The organism is Algoriphagus lutimaris (genome assembly GCF_017051705.1).
GTDB lineage: Bacteria > Bacteroidota > Bacteroidia > Cytophagales > Cyclobacteriaceae > Algoriphagus > Algoriphagus lutimaris.
Map to the genome: position 1 here is coordinate 264,592 of NZ_JAFIDJ010000001.1, position 26,132 is coordinate 290,723.

14 protein-coding genes are annotated in these 26,132 nt (G+C 39.1%); 12 read left to right on the forward strand and 2 right to left on the reverse strand.

All coding sequences use genetic code 11. The features are described from left to right. The first annotated feature begins 123 nt into the window (after window positions 1-123). From JYB62_RS01080 to JYB62_RS01105, 6 genes are all read left to right on the forward strand, one after another. On the forward strand, window positions 124-2,550 hold the full coding sequence (locus JYB62_RS01080) for an ABC transporter permease (RefSeq protein ID WP_205643604.1): 2,427 nt from the start codon (window positions 124-126) through the stop codon (window positions 2,548-2,550). A 119-nt stretch (window positions 2,551-2,669) separates the two neighbouring features. After that, window positions 2,670-5,096, forward strand: a complete 2,427-nt coding sequence (locus JYB62_RS01085) for an ABC transporter permease (protein WP_205643605.1) — start codon at window positions 2,670-2,672, stop codon at window positions 5,094-5,096. Between the two features lie 195 nt (window positions 5,097-5,291). Continuing rightward, window positions 5,292-5,573: a hypothetical protein gene (locus JYB62_RS01090; RefSeq protein ID WP_205643606.1), complete on the forward strand. Its 282-nt coding sequence runs from the start codon at window positions 5,292-5,294 to the stop codon at window positions 5,571-5,573. Between the two features lie 75 nt (window positions 5,574-5,648). Beyond that, window positions 5,649-6,224 carry a hypothetical protein gene (locus JYB62_RS01095; protein WP_205643607.1) on the forward strand — a complete coding sequence of 192 codons (576 nt, stop codon included), beginning with the start codon at window positions 5,649-5,651 and terminating at the stop codon, window positions 6,222-6,224. 222 nt (window positions 6,225-6,446) lie between these two features. Next, on the forward strand, window positions 6,447-7,391 hold the full coding sequence (locus JYB62_RS01100; protein WP_205643608.1) for a DUF4097 family beta strand repeat-containing protein: 945 nt from the start codon (window positions 6,447-6,449) through the stop codon (window positions 7,389-7,391). 61 nt (window positions 7,392-7,452) lie between these two features. Beyond that, complete coding sequence (locus tag JYB62_RS01105; RefSeq protein WP_205643609.1) at window positions 7,453-9,810, forward strand: ABC transporter permease; 2,358 nt, start codon at window positions 7,453-7,455, stop codon at window positions 9,808-9,810. A gap of 101 nt (window positions 9,811-9,911) precedes the next feature. On the opposite strand, the gene JYB62_RS01110 is transcribed toward JYB62_RS01105, so the two are convergent. After that, window positions 9,912-11,303: an FAD-binding oxidoreductase gene (locus JYB62_RS01110; RefSeq protein ID WP_205643610.1), complete on the reverse strand. Its 1,392-nt coding sequence runs from the start codon at window positions 11,301-11,303 to the stop codon at window positions 9,912-9,914. Between the two features lie 45 nt (window positions 11,304-11,348). Then, the gene (locus JYB62_RS01115; protein WP_205643611.1) at window positions 11,349-12,710 is read right to left on the reverse strand and encodes an adenylate/guanylate cyclase domain-containing protein; all 1,362 of its coding nucleotides are present in this window, start codon (window positions 12,708-12,710) and stop codon (window positions 11,349-11,351) included. A 283-nt stretch (window positions 12,711-12,993) separates the two neighbouring features. Between JYB62_RS01115 and JYB62_RS01120 the strand changes: the two genes are divergently transcribed. The 6 genes from JYB62_RS01120 to JYB62_RS01145 all read left to right on the forward strand — a co-directional run bounded on the left by JYB62_RS01120 (window position 12,994) and on the right by JYB62_RS01145 (window position 26,117). Further along, window positions 12,994-14,865 (forward strand): ATP-binding protein, encoded by a 1,872-nt coding sequence (locus JYB62_RS01120; RefSeq protein ID WP_205643612.1) that lies wholly within the window; start codon window positions 12,994-12,996, stop codon window positions 14,863-14,865. Between the two features lie 19 nt (window positions 14,866-14,884). Beyond that, entirely contained in the window at window positions 14,885-15,526 is a 642-nt protein-coding gene (locus JYB62_RS01125) for a response regulator (protein WP_205643613.1), read from the forward strand. Window positions 15,527-15,862: 336 nt separating this feature from the next. Then, complete coding sequence (locus JYB62_RS01130; protein ID WP_205643614.1) at window positions 15,863-18,301, forward strand: ABC transporter permease; 2,439 nt, start codon at window positions 15,863-15,865, stop codon at window positions 18,299-18,301. 437 nt (window positions 18,302-18,738) lie between these two features. Beyond that, window positions 18,739-21,183 (forward strand): ABC transporter permease, encoded by a 2,445-nt coding sequence (locus JYB62_RS01135; RefSeq protein WP_205643615.1) that lies wholly within the window; start codon window positions 18,739-18,741, stop codon window positions 21,181-21,183. A gap of 51 nt (window positions 21,184-21,234) precedes the next feature. Further along, the gene (locus JYB62_RS01140) at window positions 21,235-23,646 is read left to right on the forward strand and encodes an ABC transporter permease (RefSeq protein ID WP_205643616.1); all 2,412 of its coding nucleotides are present in this window, start codon (window positions 21,235-21,237) and stop codon (window positions 23,644-23,646) included. Between the two features lie 59 nt (window positions 23,647-23,705). Continuing rightward, a complete protein-coding gene (locus JYB62_RS01145; RefSeq protein ID WP_205643617.1) occupies window positions 23,706-26,117 on the forward strand; it encodes an ABC transporter permease in 2,412 nt (803 codons plus the stop codon). The last annotated feature ends 15 nt before the right edge of the window (window positions 26,118-26,132 follow it).

A 26,132-nucleotide genomic window follows, 5' to 3' on the forward strand; every position in this document is an offset into this window, starting at 1 on the left:
GAATTCCCATAAAAAGCCCAAAACAATGCTGTTTTGGGCTTTTTTCTATGGCACAAAACTGGAATTAAAGAATGAGATGAATTAGGAAATGTTATATCCTTTTCATTCTATTTTGATTATCCTATGCTAAAAAACTACTTAAAGATCGCCTGGAGAGTACTAAAGAAAAACACACTGTATACTGGACTGAATGTCTTTGGATTGACGCTGGGGATCAGTGGTTTTTTAATGATTGCTCTTTTTATCCAAGACGAGTTAAGTTATGATCAATACCTTCCGGAATCGTCATCCGTCTATAGGGTGAATGCTCAATGGGGGGATTTTAAAACGGCAAGCTATGCAACTGCTCCACCAGCGTTGGGGCCAAGAATTGCTTCTGATATTCCGGAAGTAAATGCGGTGACCCGTATTCTAAAATGGAATGACTTTACTATTCAGCCAGGATCTGGTGCCAACAAGGATCAAGTTTTCCGAGAGGAGAACGTATTTTATGCAGAGCCAAATTTCTTTCAGGTTTTTGATTTGCCTTTGGCGGCAGGAAGTAAGGAAAAGGCCCTATCACAGCCTAATTATATTGTTATTACAGAGGCTTTTACGAAGAAGTATTTTGGAAATATTTCTCCTCAGGAAGTCCTTGGAAAGGTATTATTAATTGGAAGTAATGACCCAACACCTCGGGAAATTGCAGCTGTGATCCAAGATATACCTGCTCAATCCCATCTGCATTTTGATATGTTGGTTTATGAGCCAGGTATGCATCAAGAGATTTTTTTAATGGACTCTTGGACCTGGCCAATTTTAAATACCTATGTCAAAATCGAAGAAAGAAGTAGTGAAGTTGTAAAAACAAAACTGGATCAGATTGTCTCGAATTATGCGATCCCAGCTTTTGATAACGAGGGAGAAGAATCAGATTACAACCTTCAACTGATGCCCATTCAGGATATTCATTTGAAATCTCATCTTTTAAGAGAATTGGAAGCGAATGGCTATGAAAGCTATGTGTATATCTTTTCATGGGTAGCTGTTTTTGTACTGCTTTTGGCCTGCATCAATTTTATGAATTTGGCTACTGCCAAAGCTGGGCTTCGATCCATGGAAGTGGGGGTTAGGAAAGTAATGGGTTCGGAAAAATCCCAGTTGGTCTACCAGTTTTTGACCGAAGCTTTCATCTTAGTATTAATATCTGTCGCGCTTTCACTGGTAGTAGTTCAGCTGTCAAATGGACTATTCAATCAACTTTCAGGCAAAAATCTCCAGTTTAATTTATTCAGAAATCCATGGGTTTTGGGGATGATTCCTCTCTTATTGATCGGGCTAACACTGATATCTGGAGCTTACCCAGCCTTTTATCTTTCTTCCTTCAAGCCTTTGCTGATCATTAAGAAGCAATTATCCTCGGGAAAGAATGCCCATTCATTCCGAAATGCCTTAGTAGTTTTTCAATTTGCTACTTCCTTGACCCTGATTATTTGTACCCTTTTGGTACAGCGTCAGATGAGCTTTATTCAAAACTCCAATCCTGGATTTGATAAAGAGCAATTGCTTATTATCCACAATGACGGGGAAATACAAAATGAGCAACGGGAGGATTTTAAGAGTCGATTTGCATCCAGCAGCCAGATAGAATCCATGAGTTTTTCAACGGGAATACCGATGACTGGCCAATATCAAATGCGCTCTTTTAACTCCATCAATTCCAAAGAAAATCAAGGAATGAATTGGTATGAAGCAGATGCGGATTATTTGAACACCTATCATTTCGAATTATTGAAGGGTAGAAACTTTGTCCCAATTTCTGCAACCGACGCTGGTAAAATCATTATTAATGAAAAAGCTGCTGAATACTTAGGTATCTCAGATGATCCAATTGGACAGATTCTGATAAAAAATGAAGGAGAAAATGATGAGGCTTCTTTAGAAGTGGTTGGCTTGGTAAAGGATTTCAATTTTGAAACCTATAGAAACGAGATCAAACCCCTGGTTATAGAATACATGCATGACTATTACTTAAGGGATTATATCACCGTGAGAGTTCAAGGGAATCAAGTAGAATCTGTGGTCGACGAATTGCAGACAGGCTGGGATGCTTATGAGCCGCGAGTTCCTATGAACTATTCCTTTATGGATCAAGACTTTGCAAGAGTATATCAGTCTGAAATGAAAATGGCTGATTTACTAAAAGTGCTGACCTTCATGTCCATTTTGATTGCCTGTTTAGGACTATTTGGATTGACGGCCTATACCACTCATTTGAGAACCAAAGAAATTGGAATCCGAAAAGTGTTTGGTGCTTCCATGGCGGAAATCTTTGTCATGCTATCTGCATCCTATCTTCGATTGGTTTTAATTTCTGTAGCATTGGCCATTCCGATTGCAATTTATTTCATGAATGAATGGCTGGAGGAATTCGCCTACAAAACTGGAATCAGCATTTGGGTGATCGTACTGGCGATTGGTGCCTGTTTAGGGTTGGCAACGCTAACCATTTTCTTTCAGACCTATCAAAGTATTCAGGCGAATCCAGTGAAGAGTTTGAAAGACGAGTGAGAAATAGGAAGTACGAAAAGAGAAATACGAAAAGGGAAGTTAGAAGTGATGAGGATTGAAATAATTGAGAATCAAAGAGCTATAGTGTTTATCCAAATCGCTTAAAAAATTAGAAATATATGTTTAAGAATTACTTAAAAATCGCCTACAGAAATCTTCTTAAAAAGAAGGTGTACTCTTTTATCAATATTCTCGGTTTGGGTATCGGAATGGCTTGTTGTGTGCTCATATTTATGTTTGTTCAGGATGAGCTTTCCTATGATCAATTTAATGAGAAGGGGGACCGGATATATAGAGTGGTCCACGGATATTTTTCTGAGGATGAACAAGCTGAAAGTAATTCGAGGGAAAATTATTGGGTTTGGGGGAATGCCCCTGTGGGGCCAGCTTTAGAATTGGATTTTCCAGAAATAGAAAAAGTGGTCAGGTTTTCAGGTAAGGCAGATATCCTTTTTACAATTGGAGATCAGACTCAACAAGAAGAAGGAATAGTTTTCATGGACTCTACGGTATTTGATGTGTTTTCCTGGGAACTGTTAGAAGGGGATCCTAAAAAAGCCTTGGTTGCACCTTTTAGTGTGGTACTTTCAGAGTCTGCCGCAAAGAAATATTTTGGAGACCAAGAGGCTTTGGGTAAAACCTTAAAGGGATCTGATGTGGCAGGAAGAGCGAATTCCGGAGATTACACGGTGACTGGAGTCATGAAAGACTTACCCTCTAACTCCCATTTGAAATTTAATACCCTGCTTTCTTTAAGTACTTTTCATCAGTCTCGGCCAAGTGTTTTTGATTCTTGGGATTATGTGGACACCTATACTTATTTTTTAGTAAGCGAGAATTTTGACCAGCAGGCGTTTGAAGCAAAGCTTCCGGAATTTGTCGCTCGGAGGGCAAGCGAAGAAAATGGTCCCAATTACACCATAGGAATTGAGCCTTTGAAAGATGTGTACCTCAGATCTGAGGTACAGCGTCAACCAGGAGAAACAGCTTCCTTAACGAATATTTATGTGTTTTCTGTAATTGGATTATTTATCCTGGGAATTGCTATCATCAATTTTATGAACCTTTCTACCGCCAGATCCATGGAGCGTGCAAAAGAGGTTGGTATCCGTAAATCCATTGGAGCTGATAAAAACAGTTTGATATTCCAATTCCTTGGAGAGTCTTTGGTGATTGTATTGTTATCAGCCATCCTAGCAGTGATTTTCGTCTCCTTGGCTATGCCTTTAATGAACCAGCTGACAGGAAAAGAACTGATGCTTAATAGCATACTGAATTGGCAAACCATTCCATTCTTTTTGGGTATAGTACTAGTTGTCGGGCTTCTTGCTGGTTCCTATCCAGCTTTGGTTTTATCTAGTTTTAGACCGGTATCGATCCTAAAGGGCATTAATAAATCGGATGCTAAGGGAGCCAATTTGAGAAAGGGCCTAGTGGTTTTTCAGTTTAGTCTTTCTATTGCTTTGATAGCGGGAACCATCATCGTCTACAATCAAATGAGCCATTTATTGGATAAGGATATGGGGTTTGATAAAGAGCAAATGCTAATTGTGGATTACAATTACGATGGGCAAGTAAATAACGTGTCCTCCACTTTGGAAAATGAATTGGAGAACAACCCAAACGTTGTTTCAGTGGCTTTTTCTCGTAGTGTACCTGGAAGTCATTTCCCAAATGCGGGAACTACTATCGAGAATCCAGAAGGTGAAATGGTGATGCAAGGGCAGGCAATTTTTCAAGTGGGATTGGATTTTATCGATCATTTCGATCTAGAATTGATAGCAGGAAGATCTTATAGCAGGGATTTTCCCTCAGATTCTACATCAGCCTTGGTAATAAATGAAGCAGCAGCCAAACAATATGGCTATTCCAATCCAGCAGATATCGTTGGGAAAAAATTTGATCAGTGGGGAAGAGCAGGAGAAGTCATCGGGGTCGTGAAGGATTTCAATTACATTTCCTTACATAATACCGTAGAACCCCTTACGCTACCTTTTGAGGCATATGCCAGTCGGTATATGAGCCTCAAGCTCAACACAGAAAATCTTCCTACTACCTTAGTAGAAATTGAAAATATTTGGAAGGAACTTGCTCCTCACCGTCCATTTATATACAGCTTTTTGGATGAGGATTTCAACAGTCAGTATGAATCTGATTTTCGCTTTAGACAGATCTTTACCACTTTTTCAGTCTTAGCAATTATGATTGCTTGTTTGGGATTGCTGGGATTGGCCACTTATACGGCGGAGCAACGAACCAAAGAAATTGGAATTCGAAAAGTACTTGGTGCAGACATAGGAAGTATTGTCGGGTTGCTTTCAAAAGACTTCATTAAACTGGTGTTTATTGCCATTCTGCTAGCAACGCCAGTGGCATGGTTTGCTATGAACAAATGGTTGGAAGGCTTTGCTTACAAAGTGCCTTTACATTGGTGGGTATTCTTGGTTGCGGGGGTATTGGCCGTGATCGTGGCCCTTGTTACCATTAGCTTCCAAGCCATCAAAGCAGCGATGATGAATCCTGTGAATAGTTTGAAGAGTGAGTAATAAAGTATCAAGGACCAAGTATCGTGTAAGAAGTAAAAAGTGCCAAGAAATTAGATCAAATAGGATGGGTATGAAACACCTATTTATGATTAGCATTTATATGAAAACCTTGATCTGCTGGAAATATAGAACGAATGAGAATAAACAACTTAAAAATAAATGTATCTATTAGTACACACTTAAATCCCTAGAGCCATGAGTCATATCGCCATTCCTATTCCGACATTTCCTGGTAAACAGGACATAGAAATTCAGGTCATCATTAACAATGAAGTAAAATCCCTTCATTACAAAGTTGAATTGTTTTATTGGGATGACTGTGCCAACCCCCAAGGACATAGAGCAGATTGTATTTCTGATATGCTGGCCAACCATGACCCCAATTGGACCGTCTACTACATTGGAGCTCCCACAGATAAGTTTGTACCCATCACTTTTGTCAACAAGGAAAGTAAAAAGTGGATGCAAGTGAGGTAAGGATTTGACTTGGGCCTTTGTTTTAGAGCAATTCCTCCTTTGTTTTGTTCTAGTTTGTTCAATTGGACTTGACTTATGCATACTTTAGAACCCCATTACAATTGGAGGAATATATACATTTCCGCAGAAGACCCGAAGTCTCCATTTTTTGGCTATGAAAACAGTGAGGTTTACTTCACGGATCAAATATATAATTACCTCATCCATCCTCAATGGGATAATTTTGGGAGTGAGACCCTTTATCTGAAGGTTCTTTTTGCTGATTATACGCATGGATTTGCGGTTATTGAATTTTTGGGAGAATGGAATGATCTCTTAAATAATGATATCATGACTTTGAAGAGAGATGTGATTGAACTGATGATCAATGAGGGGATCAATAAATTTATCCTCGTGGGTGAAAATGTCTTTAATTTTCATTCCGATTTGGATTCCGTAGATTATTATGAGGAATGGCAAGATGAACTGGAAGAAGGTTGGATTGCGGCCTTGAATTTACGGCCCCAAGTGATGGAAGAGATGAGCAGGTTTGGAATCGATCAATTCTTTGTCATGGGGGGTAAATTGGATGATGTCTCCTGGAGGACAAAGCACCCAAAACTACTTTTCAAGCAAATTGATGAATTGGTGCAAAAACGATTGGGGTGGTAATCGAGAACTACCGTAGAGCCAACTAGAATTTTTTGAAATGAAATTGATTTAATTTTTTAGATCTCTTAACTCAGAAAATCATATGATCTTTGCCCGAAATCGAACGAAATTGTTCGAGAAATTCTGGTAGTTTTATTGAAAATATGCCCAAAAAGCCATTTTAAAGGGGTTTTTGCTGGCACAAAAGTAGAATGAGTAGGGTATTAGATAATTTAAACTACCATGAAAACCTCATTCTTTTCTCTGTTTTATCTATCCTTCTCTCTGTTCTTTGCATCAGTTCAAGAATTAATAGCCAGCTCCATTGCTGACCCTTATTTAACAAAAGAATTTACCCTTAGTGGAAAGGGTGAATTAGACGTAGAAACTTCTGGTGCTAGCGTGGCTGTAATGGGTATGCCTGGAAACCAAGTGATTGTAGAAATGTATGTTAAAAGAAATGGGCGAGAGTATGGTTCCAAAGATCCTGAAATTGAAGAATTGCTCGAAAATTATCAATTGTATATATCAAAGAGCGGCAATACGATTTCCCTTAAAGTAAAGAAAAAGAATAATTCAGGCTGGAATAATCGAAACAATCTAAACCTTTCTTTCAAGGTACAGGTGCCTACCGAGATGTCCTCTTACTTTCAATCAAGTGGAGGATCTATTTCATTAGAAAATGTTTCCGGAGAACATAAGATCGCGACCAGTGGAGGTAGTATTCGTATTGCAGATGCAAGTGGTAAAGTCACTTCCCAAAGTTCTGGAGGATCCTTTTCATTAACTGGATTTGATGGATTGGTGGATGTTCAAACCAGCGGGGGATCTGTAAAAATCAATGGTCTGGAGGGAGATCTTGAAATCAATACTTCTGGGGGCAGTGTGACGTTGGAAGATATTTCAGGGAGCATTGATGCGACTACCAGTGGTGGTTCGATCCGTGCAAAATTGCTTGGTGTAGATGAAGACCTGTCTTTTCAAACTTCAGGAGGTAGAATCACTGCTTTGGTACCTGCTGGCTTAGGCTTGAATCTGGATTTGAGAGGCGGAAGAGTCAATTCCAGATTTTCCAATTTTGATGGGGAAGTGAAAAAAGACCTGATTGTTGGAAAAATGAATGGAGGAGGACCTCTGCTTTCTATGAGAAGTTCCGGTGGCAGTATCAATTTGGAGTTTATCAACTGATCCTTCTAGTTCTCTTACTGGATCAATTTGAAAAGATGTTTTTAATATTAACCAACCTATTATGTGGAAAAACTACTTAAAAATAGCCTGGAGAAATATTGCCAGACCAAAAGGGTATACCTTGATAAATATTGGTGGTCTAGGGATTGGAATGGCAGCATCCATTTTGATCTTAATTTGGGTCCAGTTTGAATTGTCTGTGGATAATTTCTATCAAAATTCTGATAGAATTTACGCAGTCATGAGAAATGACAACAATCAAGGAGAAATTTTTACCTGGGATTACACTCCGGCTCCTTATGCACCCACCATGAAGGAGCAGTTTCCTGAAGTAGCAGCTACAAGTAGGTTGACGGAATGGGATCCAATGTTGATCAGTGTAGGAGCTACCAGCATGTATCAAAAAACTACCTTTGTTGATCCTGATTTTTTCGAAATTTTTTCATTTAAGGTATTGCAAGGGGATATTTCCGATGCAATGTCTGACCCGAATGCCATTATACTGACAGAAACCCTGGCCAAAAATCTTTTTATTGATGAAGAGGCCATTGGAAAAACGGTGACTTTAGAAAAACAGCTTGATTTAGAGGTCAAGGCAATCATTCAAGATCTTCCTCAAAACACTGATTTTGATTACACAGCATTTCTTCCTTTTCAAAAATTGGAGCAATTGGGATGGGTGGATGAAAATTGGAACAATAACTCCTATTTGACATTTGCGATGTTGAATGAAGGGACGGATTTGGAATTTTTCAATGAGAAATTTAAAGGGTTTACCTCCGAAAATTCTGGAAGTGAAAGAATCAGTGACTTCCTTTTTCCTATGAGGGACCGGCATTTAAGGTCCAAGTTTGAAAACGGAGTATCCGTTGGAGGAAGAATTGATTTAATCAAGATGTTTGGAATCGTGGCGATCATTGTATTATTGATAGCCTGTATCAATTTTGTCAATTTGAGTACCGCCCAAAGTGAGAGACGGGCCAAAGAAGTGGGAGTGAGGAAGATCTCAGGAGCAGGAAGAGGAATGTTGATTCGACAATTTTTGGTGGAATCCATCATGATCGCATTTTTTGCATTTATTCTTGCGACTTTAATCGTATCCCTTTCCTTTCCATGGTTTCAGGAATTGATCGGTAAAGAATTGGAAAGCCCCTTTACTCAGACTTTTTTCTGGGTGACTTCTGGAATATATGTGGTGATTACCGGGGTATTGGCAGGAAGTTATCCGGCATTTTTGCTCAGTTCATTCAGACCTGCCATCGTCTTGAAATCTAAGCTTCAATCCAGACACTACTGGGTAAATCCACGAGAGGTGTTGGTAGTGTTCCAGTTTGCCATTGTGGGAATATTGATTTCTTCAGCTTGGATTATTCAAGATCAAATGGTCTATGTTCAGAACAGAGATTTGGGTCTTAATAAGGAAAACTTATTATTCCATCCATTGACCGAATCCATCAGAAAAAATAAAGTCGCATTTAGGAACGAACTTCTGCAAATGAATGAAGTGGAATCGGTCAGTTATACCTTTTCACCACTGACTGAAATTTATAGCGACACCGATGCCATGGAATGGCAAGGTAAGCCAGAGGAGTTCAGACCAAATATCAGTCGAATGGGCTCAGATGCCAATTTGGTAAAGACGGCTGGAATGGAATTGATGGCAGGCCGTGATATTGACGTGTATTCATACCCCAGTGATAGTTTGGCTGCTGTCATTAATGAAACCGCTGCAAAAATCATGGGTTTTGAGGATCCTATTGGTCAGGTAATTAAAGATGACTCCTATGAATTCACAGTGGTGGGAGTCGTAAAAGATTTCATTATGGAATCACCTTTTGATCGGATTAAACCCATAGTAATTATGGGGCCAAAAAGAAACCTGAATTTTATCCATGTTCGATTAAAAGATAACCTGGAATATGCTGGGGTGATGAGCAATTTACAAGCCCTTTTTTCCAAATTTAATCCAGGTTCTCCCTTTGAATACCAGTTTGTAGACGAAGCCCATGAAAGAAAATTTGTTTCTCAACAGAGAACTGCGAAACTTACTGGAGTATTCACAGGACTCGCGATTATCATTTCCTGTATGGGTTTATTCGGATTAGCCACATTCATGGCCGAACAAAGAAGTAAGGAAATATCTGTCCGTAAAGTATTAGGCGCCTCAGTAGCTGGTATAGTCCGATTAATTTCTTCAGAATTCACTAAACTGGTGCTGATCGCCGTGGTAATCGGAATCCCTGTAACCTGGTTCTTTATGGATACTTGGTTAGAGTCTTTTGCATACCGAATTTCAATTGACTGGAAGGTTTTCCTTTGGACCACTTTGGCAGCCTTAATTATTGCATTCTTAACTGTGAGCTCTCAAGCCATCAAAGCAGCGTTGATCAACCCTGCCAAAACTTTGAAAAGCGAATAAATTGAAGGATTAACAGGTTAATTATAAAAACAGAGTCCGGGCATCTACCCGGACTTTGTTTTGCTTAAGTCCCTTTTGTTTTCACCAGAAAAGAGTTTGCCTTAATCTGCGGGTAAGATATTTTGATTCACCCTGAAAAAATTATTCGGGTCGTATGATTTTTTGATTTTGGTTAAGCGCTCGTAATTTTTTTTGTAGCTCGCTTTAATCCGTTCCTGACCCTCATCTTGGATAAAATTTAAATAGGTCCCACCTGAAGAATAGGGATGAAGAGCTTCCCAATAATCTTTGCACCATTTGGTGATTTTTTCTGCATTGGCAGGATCAGGATCCACCCCCACATACACCCCGGCGTATTTGGCATCTCTATGTCCCCAGGGGGTTTCTTCTTCTCCCACTCGGCTGGCTGCACCACTGATAGGATATAAGTGCATTTGTGAAAGTGGAGTAGGAATCTTGGACCCAAACTCTAAGTGTTTAGCCCTTACTTCTGAACCCAATTCTTTGAAATAATCTCCTCTCCAATACCATTGTAAACCTGGAGGTAACATTCCATCAAATAAAGTCTGCATGGAAGGGTAAGGCATTTCCCCTACATGATGGAATATTGGGTTCTTTTCCAAAATGGGTTTGAAAACTTCTTCTTGCTTTGCTGGATCCCCTAAATAAGACCATACAATTCCACAGAACATTTTATGATGTAATGCTTCTGGAAAAGGAGGCCCCGGAATCACCATGGTAGCAATGAATCCATTTAAATCCTCAGAAGAATTATTCAGGAACTCATGATACCATTTCATGATTTCATCGATTTGTTCTATTGGCCACAAGGTGGGACCACCAATTATAGTCTTTACGGGGTGAGCTTTAAATTTGAAAGAAGTGACAATCCCAAAGTTTCCTCCTCCACCTCTAATGGCCCAAAAAAGATCTTGGTTCTGGTCTTTATTCACCGTTACAAACGAGCCATCAGCTAGGACCATATCTGCTTCCAACAGATTGTCTATGGTTAGACCATATTTTCGGGAGAGATAGCCAACCCCTCCACCTAAAGTCAATCCACCTACTCCAGTAGTAGAGATAATTCCGGCAGGAACTGCTAATCCAAATGGATGAGTAGCATGATCTACTTCTCCCCATAAGTTTCCTCCCCCAACTCTCACGGTACTGTTTTGTACATCAACCTGTACGAATTTGATGCCTGATAAGTCGATGACCATACCATCTTCACAAAGTCCCAAGCCTCCTCCATTATGGCCACCACCTCGAACTGCGACCAAGAGATTGTTTTCTCTTCCGAAATTAACTGCATAGATGACATCAGCCACATCTACACACATCACAAACATACCTGGATGTTTGTTGATCATAGCATTGTATACTTTTCGGGTTTCGTTATATGCTGGATCATTTGGAAAAATGACATTGCCTCTAATCTGAGTAACAAATGCTTCAATTGCTGATTGCTCTAATTCTTTAACTTTCGTTGTCATGATTACTAGTTTAAATTAATGATGAGAAAATTGATTCTATAAAAATTAAATCATGGTTTGATCCATTACTTTTCTGGTAGGGGTAGGTTCAGTATATGCGTGTTTTTGCATGTTTTCGATCACGAAATCCAATGCTGAATTCCAGGCATGTATGGTTTTTGTTGTTTTATTTTCTCCAAGGATTTCTTCAATAGTTTCCATCATGGCTTGTTTTACAACTGGGTAGTATTCGGCTTTTACTCCATAGCTTAAATGGTTTCTACCTAATGTTTTTAATCCATTTAGGAGTTGCTCAGGTCTAGATAAGGAATGGATGATTCCTCCTAGCATATGCGTGAGTAACCTTCCTTGTTCTGTCATATTGTTCCTAAATAATGCCCTGACTCCTGGGGCAATATCAAAGACTTTTTGGTAGAAGATTTCAGCAAATCGATCTTCATCTTCCAATAGAAAATTCATGGAGCATTGCAATTCCAGTTGAAGATTCAGTTCCTTGAACCCCAATAGTTCAAGGATTTTGATAGGGTCTTCTTTCCCTCGGACTTTGTTATTGAATTCTTGGCCGATGATTAAGGAGCCACTTTCTATATTTTGGAATACTGAATCTGAAATTAGGATTTTAGTACCAGTGGATTTGGTTTCATTCTGAATTCTGCTCGCAACATTCACAGGATCCCCAATCACTGAAAATTGTTTGAAGGTAGGATGACCTAGAAGGCCGATATACGCCGTTCCAAAATTGATCCCAATACCTGATTTTAATTTGATTCCAAAGTCCTTGAGTTCCGTTTTGTTTAGGGATTCCAAGGCATATTGCATTCCTAGTGCAGCACGGATAGCATCTTCACAATTCTTTTCTGCTGTACCACCATTGGTTCCAAATACTCCTACAATTTCATCTCCCACATATTGATAGATAATCCCATTATTCATTAAGATAGGTTCACCAAGTGCTGTGTAGAATTTGTTCAAAAGGTAGGCGATGTCATAGTTTAGGTTTTCAGAAGATAGGTTGGTATAGTTTCTTAAGTCACAGAACAAAATTGCGATGGGACGTTCTTCTGCTTTGCCTTGTGGCACCAATTCTTTTTGTAAGTTATTTACCTCTCCACTAGACCAGATAAGTCGCTGAACAATGACATCCCCTTTGGGCCTGGCTTGACAAGCTAATCGGACCGTAGGATCCCATTTTCTGGAATGTCCATTAATTTTCTCAGACTCTGTTTTTGGACTAAGATTTTCCATCCCATGTAGCACCCTAACTCTGCAGGTTGTACAAATGCCGTGACCACCACATTCATGCATATGGGGAATTCGGTTGGCAATGGATAAATCCAAAATGGTTTGAGTCTGGCCCTTGAATTCCACCTGTCTATTGATTGAGGAGTAGGTAATTTTAAAAGACATGAACAAAGAATTAATTGGTTGAAAAACACTCTAAAAACTTGGTTCAAAGCTATGAAGGCATGGAATGGTTTTTTACACCCATTAGTATGATTTCAGAAAATCATACTTCTGTTAGAAAAAATCTCACACAATTGTGTGAGGTTAAAAAGTCATGGTTTTGGGTGTTGTCTCAAAATTTGAAAAGAACTACTTTGGAGTGTGGAAATTCCTAAGAAGTTGATTTCTCAAACTTTACCAGTTTTATTGATAAACGTTTCTTTTTTGATGGGCCAAACATCCTGATATGGAGTTAAAGAGAGTGTTGATTTTTCTGTGTTACCTGACTTGCAGATTGACATTTGCACAATCAGATAACTTGGATAGCCTTAAAGCAAGGGTAGAAACTATGCCGGATGACTCCTTGAAAACTGAAACCCTCTTAAGGATAGCATACATTTTATATGCAGGAGATGAGTCAGAACTGTATGCGCAAAAGGCGCTAGAGTTAGCAAAGAAATTAAAAAGTCCGAATTTGATAGGCAGATCTTATCATCGATTGGCTTGGTGCCATGGCCTTGATGAAATGGATAAAAAGACTGCATATTTGGATAGTGCGGCTGTTACTTTTACTAGCATCGCTGACTATTATGGATTGGGAAATGTGTTTGATACCAAAGGTACCATATTGATGGAATATGGTTCATTAGCCGATGCAAACGATTCTTATCAACAGGCATATAACTACTATTCACGAATTGGGAATGAGGAGCGGAAGGCAGGAGTTTTGAATAATTGGGCAATTGCGGAATATTCCAGAGGGAATGTCAATGAGGCAATACAAAAGTTTACGACTGCCCTTGAATTTAGAATAGAGGAAAAACCCATTTCCCATATTGATATAGCACGGCTTTATCAAGGTTTGGGAGAGTGTTATAGACTGCAAGGTAATCTGGAATTAGCCACAAGGAACTATCTCAAAGGATATGAACATAGAAAAGTGGCCGGAAATATCGGTGTAGTTGAATCTATGCTCAGTATAGCTTCGATGATGTATGATGCAGCAGAACAAAACATAGACACCACTTCTATCCAGGAAATGATTAGGGAAAATGGCTTTGATAATTCCATGAACCTGATCGAAAGAGCAGAAAACACCCCAGGTGTTGCAGACCGAATCGGGATTCAGGAGTCTATTATGGATGTGAAAAGAAGAAGATTTTTATTGAATGAGGATTTTGAAGCGGCATACCAACTACTCTTGAAACAAAAGCAAATCCAGGAAGAGTATAAGCTTCGTGAAAGTAGTTTGGAGGCCATGGCAGATTTGAAAGTGAAATTCGAAAAAGATCAGTTGACTATACAATTGTTAGAGGAGGAAGTATTAAACCAAAAAAAGCAGGAACAAGTGACATTTTTAATAATTTCTTTAGCAGGATTATTTCTGATTTCAATGATTGGATTTCTTTATTATCAGAATAGAGTTAAATCTGCTCAAATAGAACTCAAGGATGCTCATCGGGAACAACAAATAGTTTCTATGAGATCGATGTTGGAAGGCCAGGAAAAAGAGCGGTCCCGAATCGCTCGGGATTTACACGATGGCTTGGGCAATTTGTTGTCGACCTTGAAAGTAAACATCGGTAGCCTTCAAATAAATTTTGATGATTCCAATGCCAAGAAAATCTATGGGTCAGCAAGTCAAATGATCGATGAAGCCTGTACGGAAGTTAGAAAAATTGCGCATGAAATGATGCCCCAAGCATTAAAGAAACTGGGACTGCGTAAGGCCATTGAGGATTTAGTCAAAAAAATGGATGCCACCCATCCTTTTGATGCAGAATTTCATGTGCATGGGGTAGAACAAACCTTTGATGACAATACCAATGTAATGTTGTACCGTATTGTTCAGGAAGCTTTGAATAACATCGTCAAATATGCGAAAGCCTCTGAAGTGTCTGTTCAGATTACTTACTCAGATGAATGGTTTGACTTGACTATAGAAGACGATGGGGTCGGGTTTGATCCTAGCTCCTCAGATTCTGAAAAAGGAATGGGATTGAAAAGTATTGCCTTTCGAACCGAGTTTATAGGAGGTACTTATGATATAAATAGTAGACCGGGAGTAGGGACTTTAGTTACCATTAACCTTCCTCTTCATCCAAAAACTGAAGCTTAGACTAGAAATTGAAAATCGTATGGAAAAGATCAAAGTTCTTTTAGCCGATGACCATCAAATCATGCTGGATGGCTTAAAGGCAATTTTTGCAAAGGACAAGTCTATCGAGGTGGTAGGGACTGCAAATAATGGTTTGGAAGTCTTGGAGTTTTTGAAAAATCAATCCATAGATGTTCTGCTTCTGGATTTGCAAATGCCGGTCATGGATGGACTGGAAACCACTATGCATGTAAAGAAATCCTATTCTGAGGTAAAAGTAATCATGCTGACTACCAATGACGAAGGTAGTATTATTACCTCCTTATTTAAAGTAGGGGCTACCGGCTATTTACTTAAAAATGCCTCTAAGGAATCCTTGATCCAAGGAATTAAAGATGCCTTTGAAGGAAAGAAAGTTCTTAGTGCTCACCTAACCGAGAAAATGATTGATAGTCTCAATGAAAACCCGAAACCTAAGGAAGGTGAAATTCCGAAAATCACTAAGCGGGAAATTGAGGTTGTGAAGTTGATTGCCCAAGAATATACCACACAGGAAATCGCAGACGCCTTGTTTGTAAGTACCAATACAGTGGCCACTCACAAACGGAATCTATTTGTTAAAATGGATGTCAAAAACTCGGTGGGAATGATTAAGAAAGCAGTGGATTGGGGATTGATTTAGATTTTATAGGAATTCTAAATAGAAATCAAAAATGGAAACAATGGATTGTTTCCCTATAAACCTCTGGAGCAAGTAGATGAGCGGATATAAGTGAATGGTATGTTTGTAATTGGAAGGGAGGTAAATGGAGATCTTTTTAATTGGATTTTCTTTAGAGTTTCAGTTCGCCAGCGACCAAAATTGTCCGAAAGCAAAATAAGAGGTTCAATACAAAGGCCTACTAAAGCTCAAAAGGCATGATTTTTTGGTTGGCACAGGAATTTGGATGGGAAAGAGGAATCCTTCTCGATAGGACAATCTTGTAACTTTTTCAAAGTCCATATCATCTAACAGAATATGTTCAAAAACTACCTCATCCTTGCCTGGAGAAACCTTAAAAGGAATAAATCCTTTAGCTTTCTCAATATACTGGGACTTGCAGTGAGCATGTCCGTTTGTCTCCTCATCATCATGATCCTCATGGATCAATACAGTTATGATACCTATCATAGTAAGAAGGATAGGGTTTATCGGGTTCATACCACTCGTTATCAGCAGAATAATGGTGAAACAGCCAGTTCGGCTTTGCCTTTGGCTGAGAAGCTGAAAAGTGACTATCCCAATATTGAAGAAGCAGCTGCGCTGAATAGTGAAATTGGGGGTGATATTATTTATGAAGAAAAATTTGCGACAGGGGGAGGGTATTTCGCTGATGGCAATCTTTTCAAAATCCTGGATTTTTCCTTTAAGGAAGGTGATCCAAACACTGCGTTAATCGAGCCTTTTTCGATGGTTATTTCTTCTGACATGGCGGAGATCCTATTCAAAGATGAATCAGCCTTGGGTAAAACAGTGGCATTTCATGACAAGGATATCAGAGCATTGGATATTGAAGAGGGGAATGCCGAAACTGACTTCGGTTATTTTACCATCACCGGAGTTTTAAATCCCAGCCCAGGCAAAACACACCTTCCTTTTAAATTATTGGCTTCCCTCAGTACGATGAAATCGCTCCCTGAGGGATCAGTCATGGCTGCTCAGGATGACTGGGATAATGTCTGGTCAAATTATACCTACGTGCTTTTAAAAGAAGGAAAAGCCAAACAGGATTTACAGGCAAACCTGGATTATATCTCGGAGGAGATTTATGGCGATAAATATGATAACAAGCATTCATTTAAGGCAGTGGCTCTTGGAGAAATCACTCCTGTGGGGTTTATTGGCAACATGACTCATGTATCAGTTCCAAAAGTGGTTTTAGTGATATTATCAATATTATGCTTGATCGTGATGTTTTCAGCCTGTTTAAACTACACCAATATGTCTGTAGCTCGGGCTTTGACGCGAGTAAAAGAAGTAGGGATCAGGAAGGTTTCGGGTGCGAATAAAAGACAGATTTTTGGACAGTTTATAACAGAAGCGGTGGTCATATCTCTCTGTTCCTTGTCCTTTGCATTTTTGATGCTTCAGGTTCTGGAAAATGGCGTGGATGGGCTGACTTTTAACCAGTATCTTAAAATTTCCTTAAAGCAGAGTTTACTTGGTATTTTGATCTTTATAGGATTCAGCATTTTAGTAGGGGTAGTTGCAGGTGTACTTCCAGCAACCTATGTGGCCAAATTGAATCCGGTCAATTTATTTAATAAAACCACCGGAGTGAGAATTTTTAAAAGTATGGGTGTTCGGAATGTGTTGTTGGTAGTTCAGTTTTCAATTTCTCTGATTTTTATTATTTCTGTGGTTTTGATTCAATCCCAGGCAAGGCATATCCTGAATTTTGATTACGGCTTTAACAAGGAAAATGTCGTCACCGTTAAGCTTTTCAATCATGAAAACTACCCAAGATTTGCACAGGCAATGAACGCTAATCCAGCCGTTTCTTCTGTAGGAGGATCTTCTCTTATTCCCGCCGGAGGGTGGAATTTTGGAACAGAAGTGATCAACCCGGATTACCCACTGGACAGTTTGGAAACCAACTATTTTGATGTCAATAGCGGAATCGTAGAGGTCTTGGATTTAGAGTTGGTAGCAGGTAAAAATCTACCGCAAGAAGGAAGTGATAACCTTATTTTGATCAATGAATTCGCAGTAAAAAGTTTCAATCTTGGAAGTAGCACCGAGGCTGTGGGGAAACAACTGGCGGTAGAGGATGGAACTGCGTTTAAAAATGTACAGATTGCCGGCGTGGTAAAGGATTTTCAGTTCCTCTCACCTGATAGACCCATGCAAAGCCTGGTTTTACGAAATAGAAATGATGCTTTGGGATTTGCTTTAGTAAAAGTATCCGGGGTCAATCAAGCCCAAACCCTGTCTTCCCTCGAGACTACCTGGAAAGAAGTGAACCCTGATTCCAAGTTCTCTTACAAATACCTGGATCAGGAGCTTTTGTTTATCCATCAGGTATTGGGAGATGTGTTTGCTGTCATCGGACTTATTTCCTTCTTGGCCATTTTTGTCTCCTGCTTAGGATTGTTGGGCATGGCTACCTATACCGCACAAACTCGAGTCAAGGAAATAGGGATCCGCAAAACTTTAGGGTCCAGTATTTCCCAGGTTATCTTTTTGCTTTCCAAGGGCTTTTTGAAATTGCTCGGAATAGCGATCCTGTTGGCAGTTCCTGCCGCTTATTTCATCAATAATTTATGGTTGGAATTCTTCGCCTCCCGAGTCAGTATAGGAGTTGTACCGATAGGAATAGGAGTCGGGGTAATCCTCTTGATCAGTATAGGAATCATATTTTCACAAGCCTATCGTGCTGCGGTGATTAATCCCATTGAAAGTCTAAAAAACGAATAGGTTGGTGAAATTATAAATTGATTGTTTTAGGTGACTGAATTTATGATTTAGGCTAAACTCCTATCTGGTGTATTTTTTATGCGATAGATAGGTGTAGATAGTCCGTAGGCGAACAAATTTGTCCGAAAAATTTGAACCCAAAGGAATATAAACCTCCAAAACAAGCTGTTTTGGAGGTTTTTTGATGGCATAAATGTGGAATTGATGGCAGCATTGAAAAATAGAATAGCCCGGGAATTTAGTATTCTATTTAAACAGATCTGCTGCATGATAAAAAATTACCTAAAAATAGCTTGGAAGAATTTGGTTCGTCAGAAATCGTTTTTACTCATTAATTCCAATCCTTTAGGACAGTCCTTGCCAATCCGGTAGAGTCCATAAAAATGAATAATAAACCCTAATAAGATTAAACTAAGCCAATCTAAATCTTCATATCAATGATCAGGAATTATTTCAAAATCGCTATTCGTAATTTGTCTAAAAACAAATTGCATACAGGGATCAATTTAATTGGCCTTTCTCTTGGTTTGGGAGTAAGTATTTTGATTTTCTTTTTCGTTCAGTTCGAAATGAATTTTGATACATTTCATTCCAAGTCTGAAAATACATTTAGGATAAAAAGATTTGAAATGTTTGAAGGGGAGTTAAGAAGTTCCTTTGCTACACCCATTGTTTCAGCTACAGCGTTTCAAGATGAGTTTCCTCAAATACAAAATGTGACACGAATGATTAGTGGTGTGGCACAGGCCTATTTGGATGAGACAAATACACAAAGCCAAGAGTTTTTGATGGTAAGCCCTGACTTTTTGAGAATTTTTGATTTCAATTTACTACAGGGAGATCCTACGAATGTGTTGAGTGATAAATATGGAATCGTTATCACAAAAGCAACTGCTGAAAGGTATTTTGGAGAGACGAACCCAATTGGTGAAAGTATTAGAATTCGATTGGGAGAAAGCTATGAAGCCTATCAAGTGGCTGGAATCCTTGAAGATATTCCAGACAATTCCAGTATCAAGTTCGAAATGCTACTGAATGAGGAGAATCTGGATTTTATGGTGGAGGAAAGAAGTAGAAACTCTTGGTATAATGTCTTTGGTGAAACCTATGTTTACCTTTCCAGTGCCAATCAAGAACAGGATGTGGAAGCTGGAATGGAAGGTATGATGAAGAAGGTTTTAGGGGAGGATTACAAAGAAGGTAATTACTATTTTACGTTGGAGCCCATTTCAGAAATGCATTTTTCGGATGATCCAAATGGGGGTATGGTCGAAACTACCCGCCCTAAATTACTTTGGATCCTCTCGACGATAGCAGTATTAATTCTGTTGATCGCAAGTATTAATTTCACTACCATGGCCATTGGTAGAGCCATGACACGAGCCAAAGAAGTTGGGGTAAGAAAAACCATGGGAGCTGATTTTGGTCAATTGGTTGTTCAGTTTTTGACAGAGGCTTTCCTAACTACCTTGGCTGCATTAATTGTAGGAGTGATCTTAGCTGAAGTCCTATTGCCTACCTTTAATGAGCTTTTTGAGAAAAACTTAAGTCTGGTTTATGGATTGAATCAGATATTGATCCTAGTTGGATTAGTTGTTTCTATTACACTTTTGGCAGGTGCATATCCTGCATTTTTCCTATCTGGATTTAAACCCATTAAAGTCTTGAAAGGGACACTTTCTCTTAATTTTGGAAAGCAAGGCTTAAGGAAAGGCTTAGTAGGTATTCAGTTTTTTATATCCTTTTTATTAGTGGCTTCGACCTTTATTATGGTTCATCAGATGAACACGATTCGAAATTTTGATTTGGGGTTTGATCAAAATATGGTGGTACTCGTAGATGTGCCAGAAATTCCTTCTCCTGGTTTTATCAAAACTATTAAAGAGAGTTTTAAGCAAGCAGAATTATATAGACAATCATTAAATGCTAGGTCTGAGATTCAATCTGCTGGAATCACCATTGCTACTTACGGAGACGATGCATTTTGGAATGCTGGATTTCCTTTAGAGGAAGGAAAACAATTTCAATTCCGGGTAAATTTTGTAGGAGGAGATTATTTTAAAACCCTAGGTTTAGAGTTGGTAGATGGACGTGATTTTAATCCTGATCAAGGAACAGATAGCAGTGCTTTTGTCATCAATGAAAAGTTTGCTGAAGCAATGGGATGGGATGACCCAACTGCTGAGATGATGCCAAGCACTCGATTCGATAGCCATGAAATAGTTGGCGTTGTAAAAGACTTCAATCATGCTTCTTTGTATCAAGAAATTGAACCGGTATTATTTGCAAAAAGTCCAGATGCAGTCTTTAGCGGGATTAATTCTTTGAGTATCAACTCAGCAACCAACCCAAAAGTAATTGTCAAAGGCTCCGGGACAGATTTTGAATCTTTTAGAGCATTGCTGAAAAGTGAATGGGAAAAAGTATTCCCTTCTGAATCATTTAGTTTTAGCTTTCTGGATGAGACGGTGGAAGCGCAATATAGAGCAGATGAGAGGCTTGGTAAAATGGTGTTTTTTGCAGCAGGGATTGCTATCTTAATTGCTGCTATGGGGTTATTTGCTTTAGCAGCACTAAGTATTTCCGGAAGAACGAAAGAGATTGGAATCAGAAAAGTTTTGGGAGCTTCAATCTGGAGTATCTCATGGATGTTTAATAAGGAATTCTTGATTATCACGCTAGCTGGTATCTTGATCGCGCTTCCATTGAGTTTATATGTGATGCAAAGTTGGATCGAACAATTTGCAGTTAAGGCCTGGCCTTCCTGGGTGAACTTTATGCTGTTAGCGATAGGCGGAGTTGGATTTACCTTACTGATCGTTTCCGCTCAGGCCTATTTTGCTGCACAAACGAATCCCGTGAAAACGTTGAAAGACGAGTAGTTTTCTATTTAAAAAAAGAAGAGTCTTAAGGTCAAAACAAAAAGGAAAAATATGATTAAAAATTATTTCAAAATAGCATGGAGAAATATTCTCAGAAATAAACTGAGGACAGTAATTCATATTCTGGGTTTGTCTATGGGGATTTCTATTTGTTTTTTAATATTCAATGTGGTTATTCATGCTTACAGCTTTGATAACTTTCATCCGGATGATGATAGAATTTTTAGAATTACCTCAAAGTCATCCTATGGAAATATGGAATTCAGTAATCCGGGAGTTCCATTTCCTTTGGCCGAAGTCATTGATCAGGATTTAACAGGTATTGAGGAAAAAGCCCATGTTTATAGTTATAAAAGGGCCATGGTCCGTATTTCTGAAACCAACAAAAATCTTGGCAGAAGAAATGGAGCTTTGTTAGTCTCTAACTCTTTTTTTAAGATTTTTCCCAGAGAATGGATCGCAGGAAAAATGGACCAGGCATTGGAAAAACCTAATTCAGTGGTGCTTTCAGAAGAAACTGCCAAGGTCTACTTTCCAAATTTGCCTATGGAAGAGATATTGGGGAAAGAAATAGTTTATCACAGCCAGGATACAATTGCAGCCACAGTTACGGGCATAGTGAAACCCTTCTCCGAGAATTCTGATCTGGATTTTACAGATTTTATCTCTATAAACAGCTTAGATCTCCTTCAAGATAATTCAAGATTTAATATGGAGCGTTGGGATGCCTTTACTTCAGATTCTCAATTGTTTGTCAAGTTGGCAGAAGGTGTAGGCCCAGAGCAACTGGAAGCATCATTTCCGGAAATGATTAAAAAGTATTTAGGCGAAGAAGATGGGGAGTACAGACAACATTTCGCTCAGCCTTTATCAGAGCTACATTTTTCAGATGCATTGGGAAATGAGCCTGCGAACAAATTGATACTAAATGGACTGGTCATTTTGGGATTGATTATTTTGGTTTTAGCCTGCCTGAATTTCATCAACCTAGAAACCGCTCAGGCCATCAACAGATCCAAAGAGGTCGGAATCCGGAAAACTTTAGGCGGGAGTAAAGGACAGCTAACGAATCAATTTTTGGCAGAGACTCTGGTGATTGTATTCATCGCTACTTGTATTTCAGGTGTTTTTTCTGAACTGTTAAGGTCTGTTTCAAAGTCTTACTTGCCAGAAAATTTTGAACTGAATTTCATTTCAGTTTCAAGTTCGGCTTTCTTGATCGGGTTTTCGCTGTTGTTGACCTTGGTGGCGGGGCTATATCCAGCCTTAGTTCTTGGAAATTATGATCCTCAAAGAGCCTTAAAAGGGGAGCGGCAGGGAGTCACCGGAAAATTTTCTTTCGGGGTATTTCTCCGGAAGAATTTAACGGTGGTACAATTTACCTGTTCCATTGCTTTTGTCATTATGGTGCTGGTGGTGAATAGCCAATTAAGGTTTTTGAGCAGACAGGAAATGGGTTTTGACAAAGAAGCAGTACTATTCATTCCTACCCCGTTTATGGAGTCCTCTGCGCGGATTGATGTTTTAAAAGAGCGATTACTTCAAAAATCCTACATAGCTGGAGTTTCTCAAAGTGATGCCTTGGTCTCTTCCAATAGTTATAATACCTCTGGTATTTACCTGGTAGTGGATACTACCAAAATAGAAATCGATATACAGACCAAGAATATTGATTCATCATTTGTGGCGGTAAATACACTGGAGTTGGTTGCTGGGGAAAATATGAATAACCAAGTAGATCAGGTCCTGGTAAATGAGGCCTTGGTGAGGGAATTAGGACTTGAAAACCCAGAAGAAGTGTTGGGTTTGATGTTTAATTACAATGGTCAAAACAGAGTGATCAAGGGAGTGGTCAAAGATTTTCACGCCTTGAACCTGAGATCAAAAATAAGTCCCTTGGTCATGTTTTATTCTCCGGAATATTCTCCAATTATCAACGTTAAGTTAGAGAAAGGAACAGATATCAGTGTGGCAAAATCCGAAATGGACCAACTTTTTAAAGAAGTCTATCCATTGGAATCCTCTGAATTTAATTTTCTTGATGAGATGCTTGCGGGGTTTTATAAAGATGATCAAATGCTTAGAAATGTCATGGGCTTCGCATCCGGACTCGCTATTTTGATTTCATGCCTAGGGCTCTTTGGGTTATCTTCTTTTACGATCGCTCAACGCACCAAAGAAATTGGGATCCGCAAGGTATTAGGCGCTACTATTATGCAAGTGTTGGTAATGATCAGTAAGGAATATGTATGGTTGATAGGGGGTTCATTTGTATTAGCCTCAGGAATAGCTTGGTTCTTTTCAAGCGAATTTTTGAATACTTACGCCTTCAAAATTGGAATGCCTTATGGACTATTTGCTTTGTCTGGTTTATTAATATTGAGTATTTGCTTACTGATTGTTGGGCTGCATGCTTATAATGCTACCCAAGCCAATCCTTCAGAAGTATTAAAGGATGAATAAAGATTTCCTTGCATTTAGAACCCAGGTTTAGGTCAGTCAGATTTTTAAAAAAATGAAATATGTTGAAGAACTACTTCAAAATCGCCTTTAGAAATATCCTTAGAAATAGGTTGAGGATGGCAATTCATGTCCTTGGCCTGTCGATTGGAATCTCAATTTGTTTTCTGGTGTTCAATGTGGTTTGGTATGCCAATAGTTTTGATAATTTTCATCCGAAGGCAGAAAATATTTATAGGATTTCTACAGTTACTGACTTTGGTGGAGGAGAAGTCTATCCAAATTCGGGGACACCAGTGCCATTAGGGGAGGTGATTGAAGATGAAATCTCAGGCATTGATCAAAAGGCGAGGTTTTATACTACCTATCAAACCAAAGTAGTGGTACAGTCACCAGAGAAAGATTTTGGCAGGACCAATAAAGTGATTTTGGCAAGCCCTGGTTATTTGGAGATTTTTAAGAGAGAATGGTTGGCTGGAGATTCAAAAAATGCATTGGTGGAGCCTTTTTCTGTGGTGTTGACGGCTTCATCTGCAGAAAAATATTTTCCAGATGTGTCTTTTAGTGAGGTGGTAGGGAAAGAGATTCTATATACCGAAACTGACACCATGTACACCAAGGTCACAGGAGTGGTCAAGGACTTTACAGAGCACACTGACTTTATATTCACAGATTTTATTTCCTTTTCTACGATATCCATGTCCTCCAACAAAAACCGATATGCTTTGGAGCAATGGGATAATGTGAATTCGAGCAGCCAACTTTACATAAAAACACTGGATGGAGTTACCGAAAGTAGTATCAATGAAGGTTTAGAGGCAATCGTAACCAAAAATCTAAGCGATCAAGAAGATGCTGAGACCAGTTTTTTTGCGGAGCCCTTGAAAGATGTACATTTTGGACAGACCTACGATGGTAATTCTGTTTCAAAAACCTTCCTTCATGGATTGTTGGTGATAGGGGCGATCATTATAATATTGGCTTGTTTGAATTTTGTAAACCTGGAAACCGCTCAGGCAATTGGCAGAGCTAAAGAAGTGGGGATCCGCAAAACGTTGGGAGGGAGTAAATTTCAATTGATCTTTCAATTCCTAGCTGAAACCTATCTGATTGTTCTGGTTGCCACTATTATTTCCTACTTATTGGTTCAGATTTTAGTGACTTCATTTGAATCCTATCTTCCAAAAGGAATTTCGGTTGACTTTTTGTCTTTTGAAAACATGCTGTTTACCATAGGATTTACTTTGATCTTAACGCTGATTTCCGGGATTTATCCATCTATGGTTTTAGTCAGCTATCAACCTCAGAGGGCCTTAAAAGGGGAGGTGAAGCAATCCAATAAATTCTCTTTTGGGGTCTTTCTAAGAAAGAATCTAACTGTTTTACAGTTTGCCAGTTCTATCGCATTTATCATTCTTGTTTCTGTGATCTCTTTTCAGCTGAAATATGTGTCCAGTCAACCTCTAGGGTTTAATAGTCAGGCAATTTTATATTCTTCCTTACCTTTTCGAGGAGGCCAGGATAAATTTGAATTGCTTAGGGAAAGATTGAATCAATTGAGTTATGTAGACGGGGCAAGCCTCAGTGGAGACCTGGTTTCCTCAACCAGTTTATGGACTTCCGATGCTCAATATCAATTAGATACAGCCGAGCTGGATTTCTTTGTACAGATAAAAAATATGGACTCTGCTTTTGTGGAAGTAAACGGGTTGGAGTTATTGGCAGGTCGAACGAGTCAAAATAGAGAGGGTGAGGTGTTGGTGAATGAGGTGTTTATGAATCAGGTTCTAGTTGAAGACCCTACGGAGCTTGTTGGGCAAAAGATGAAGTTTTCTGGAGAAGAGAAGACCATTGTTGGGGTGGTGAAAAATTTTCATTCAAGAACCCTCAGGGAAGAGATTAGGCCTATTCTGATGATTTATCAACCTGAAACGTTTAGGGCGATCAATGTCAAGCTTCAGGATCATATCAATTTGGCGGAGGCTAAATTGGGACTGGAACAAGTATATCAAGAAGTCATTGGATCGGAAAATCAGACCTTTAAATTTTTAGATGAAGAGATCGGTAGATTTTATGAGGAAGATTTGAAAATCCGGAATGTGTTGGGATTAGCCTGTGGTCTAGCAATTCTAATATCTTGTTTGGGTTTATTTGGACTTTCTTCCTTCACCATTGCTCAGCGAACCAAGGAAATAAGCATCAGAAAAGTGTTGGGTGCAAGCATCCTTCAGATTTTAGGATTGATATCCAAGGAATATGTACTCTTGGTGACGGTCTCCTTTGCCTTGGCAGTTTATCCTGCATATTACTTTTTGAGTGATTGGCTGAATGGATTCCAATACCGAGTAGAGATGCCTTATTTCATATATATGATTTCAGGCTTGGGTGTATTGGTTATTTGTTTGATCATAGTGGGGCTTCATTCCTTTACTGCTGCCCAAACCAACCCTGCCAAGGTATTGAAAGATGAGTAATTTATAGGGATCGCT

Bases quoted from the DNA above. Each gene is read 5' to 3' on its own strand.
- JYB62_RS01080 (WP_205643604.1), top strand. From the start codon at position 124: ATGCTAAAAAACTACTTAAAGATCGCCTGGAGAGTACTAAAGAAAAAC.
- JYB62_RS01085 (WP_205643605.1), top strand. From the start codon at position 2,670: ATGTTTAAGAATTACTTAAAAATCGCCTACAGAAATCTTCTTAAAAAG.
- JYB62_RS01090 (WP_205643606.1), top strand. From the start codon at position 5,292: ATGAGTCATATCGCCATTCCTATTCCGACATTTCCTGGTAAACAGGAC.
- JYB62_RS01095 (WP_205643607.1), top strand. From the start codon at position 5,649: ATGCATACTTTAGAACCCCATTACAATTGGAGGAATATATACATTTCC.
- JYB62_RS01100 (WP_205643608.1), top strand. From the start codon at position 6,447: ATGAAAACCTCATTCTTTTCTCTGTTTTATCTATCCTTCTCTCTGTTC.
- JYB62_RS01105 (WP_205643609.1), top strand. From the start codon at position 7,453: ATGTGGAAAAACTACTTAAAAATAGCCTGGAGAAATATTGCCAGACCA.
- JYB62_RS01110 (WP_205643610.1), bottom strand. From the start codon at position 11,303: ATGACAACGAAAGTTAAAGAATTAGAGCAATCAGCAATTGAAGCATTT.
- JYB62_RS01115 (WP_205643611.1), bottom strand. From the start codon at position 12,710: ATGTCTTTTAAAATTACCTACTCCTCAATCAATAGACAGGTGGAATTC.
- JYB62_RS01120 (WP_205643612.1), top strand. From the start codon at position 12,994: ATGGAGTTAAAGAGAGTGTTGATTTTTCTGTGTTACCTGACTTGCAGA.
- JYB62_RS01125 (WP_205643613.1), top strand. From the start codon at position 14,885: ATGGAAAAGATCAAAGTTCTTTTAGCCGATGACCATCAAATCATGCTG.
- JYB62_RS01130 (WP_205643614.1), top strand. From the start codon at position 15,863: ATGTTCAAAAACTACCTCATCCTTGCCTGGAGAAACCTTAAAAGGAAT.
- JYB62_RS01135 (WP_205643615.1), top strand. From the start codon at position 18,739: ATGATCAGGAATTATTTCAAAATCGCTATTCGTAATTTGTCTAAAAAC.
- JYB62_RS01140 (WP_205643616.1), top strand. From the start codon at position 21,235: ATGATTAAAAATTATTTCAAAATAGCATGGAGAAATATTCTCAGAAAT.
- JYB62_RS01145 (WP_205643617.1), top strand. From the start codon at position 23,706: ATGTTGAAGAACTACTTCAAAATCGCCTTTAGAAATATCCTTAGAAAT.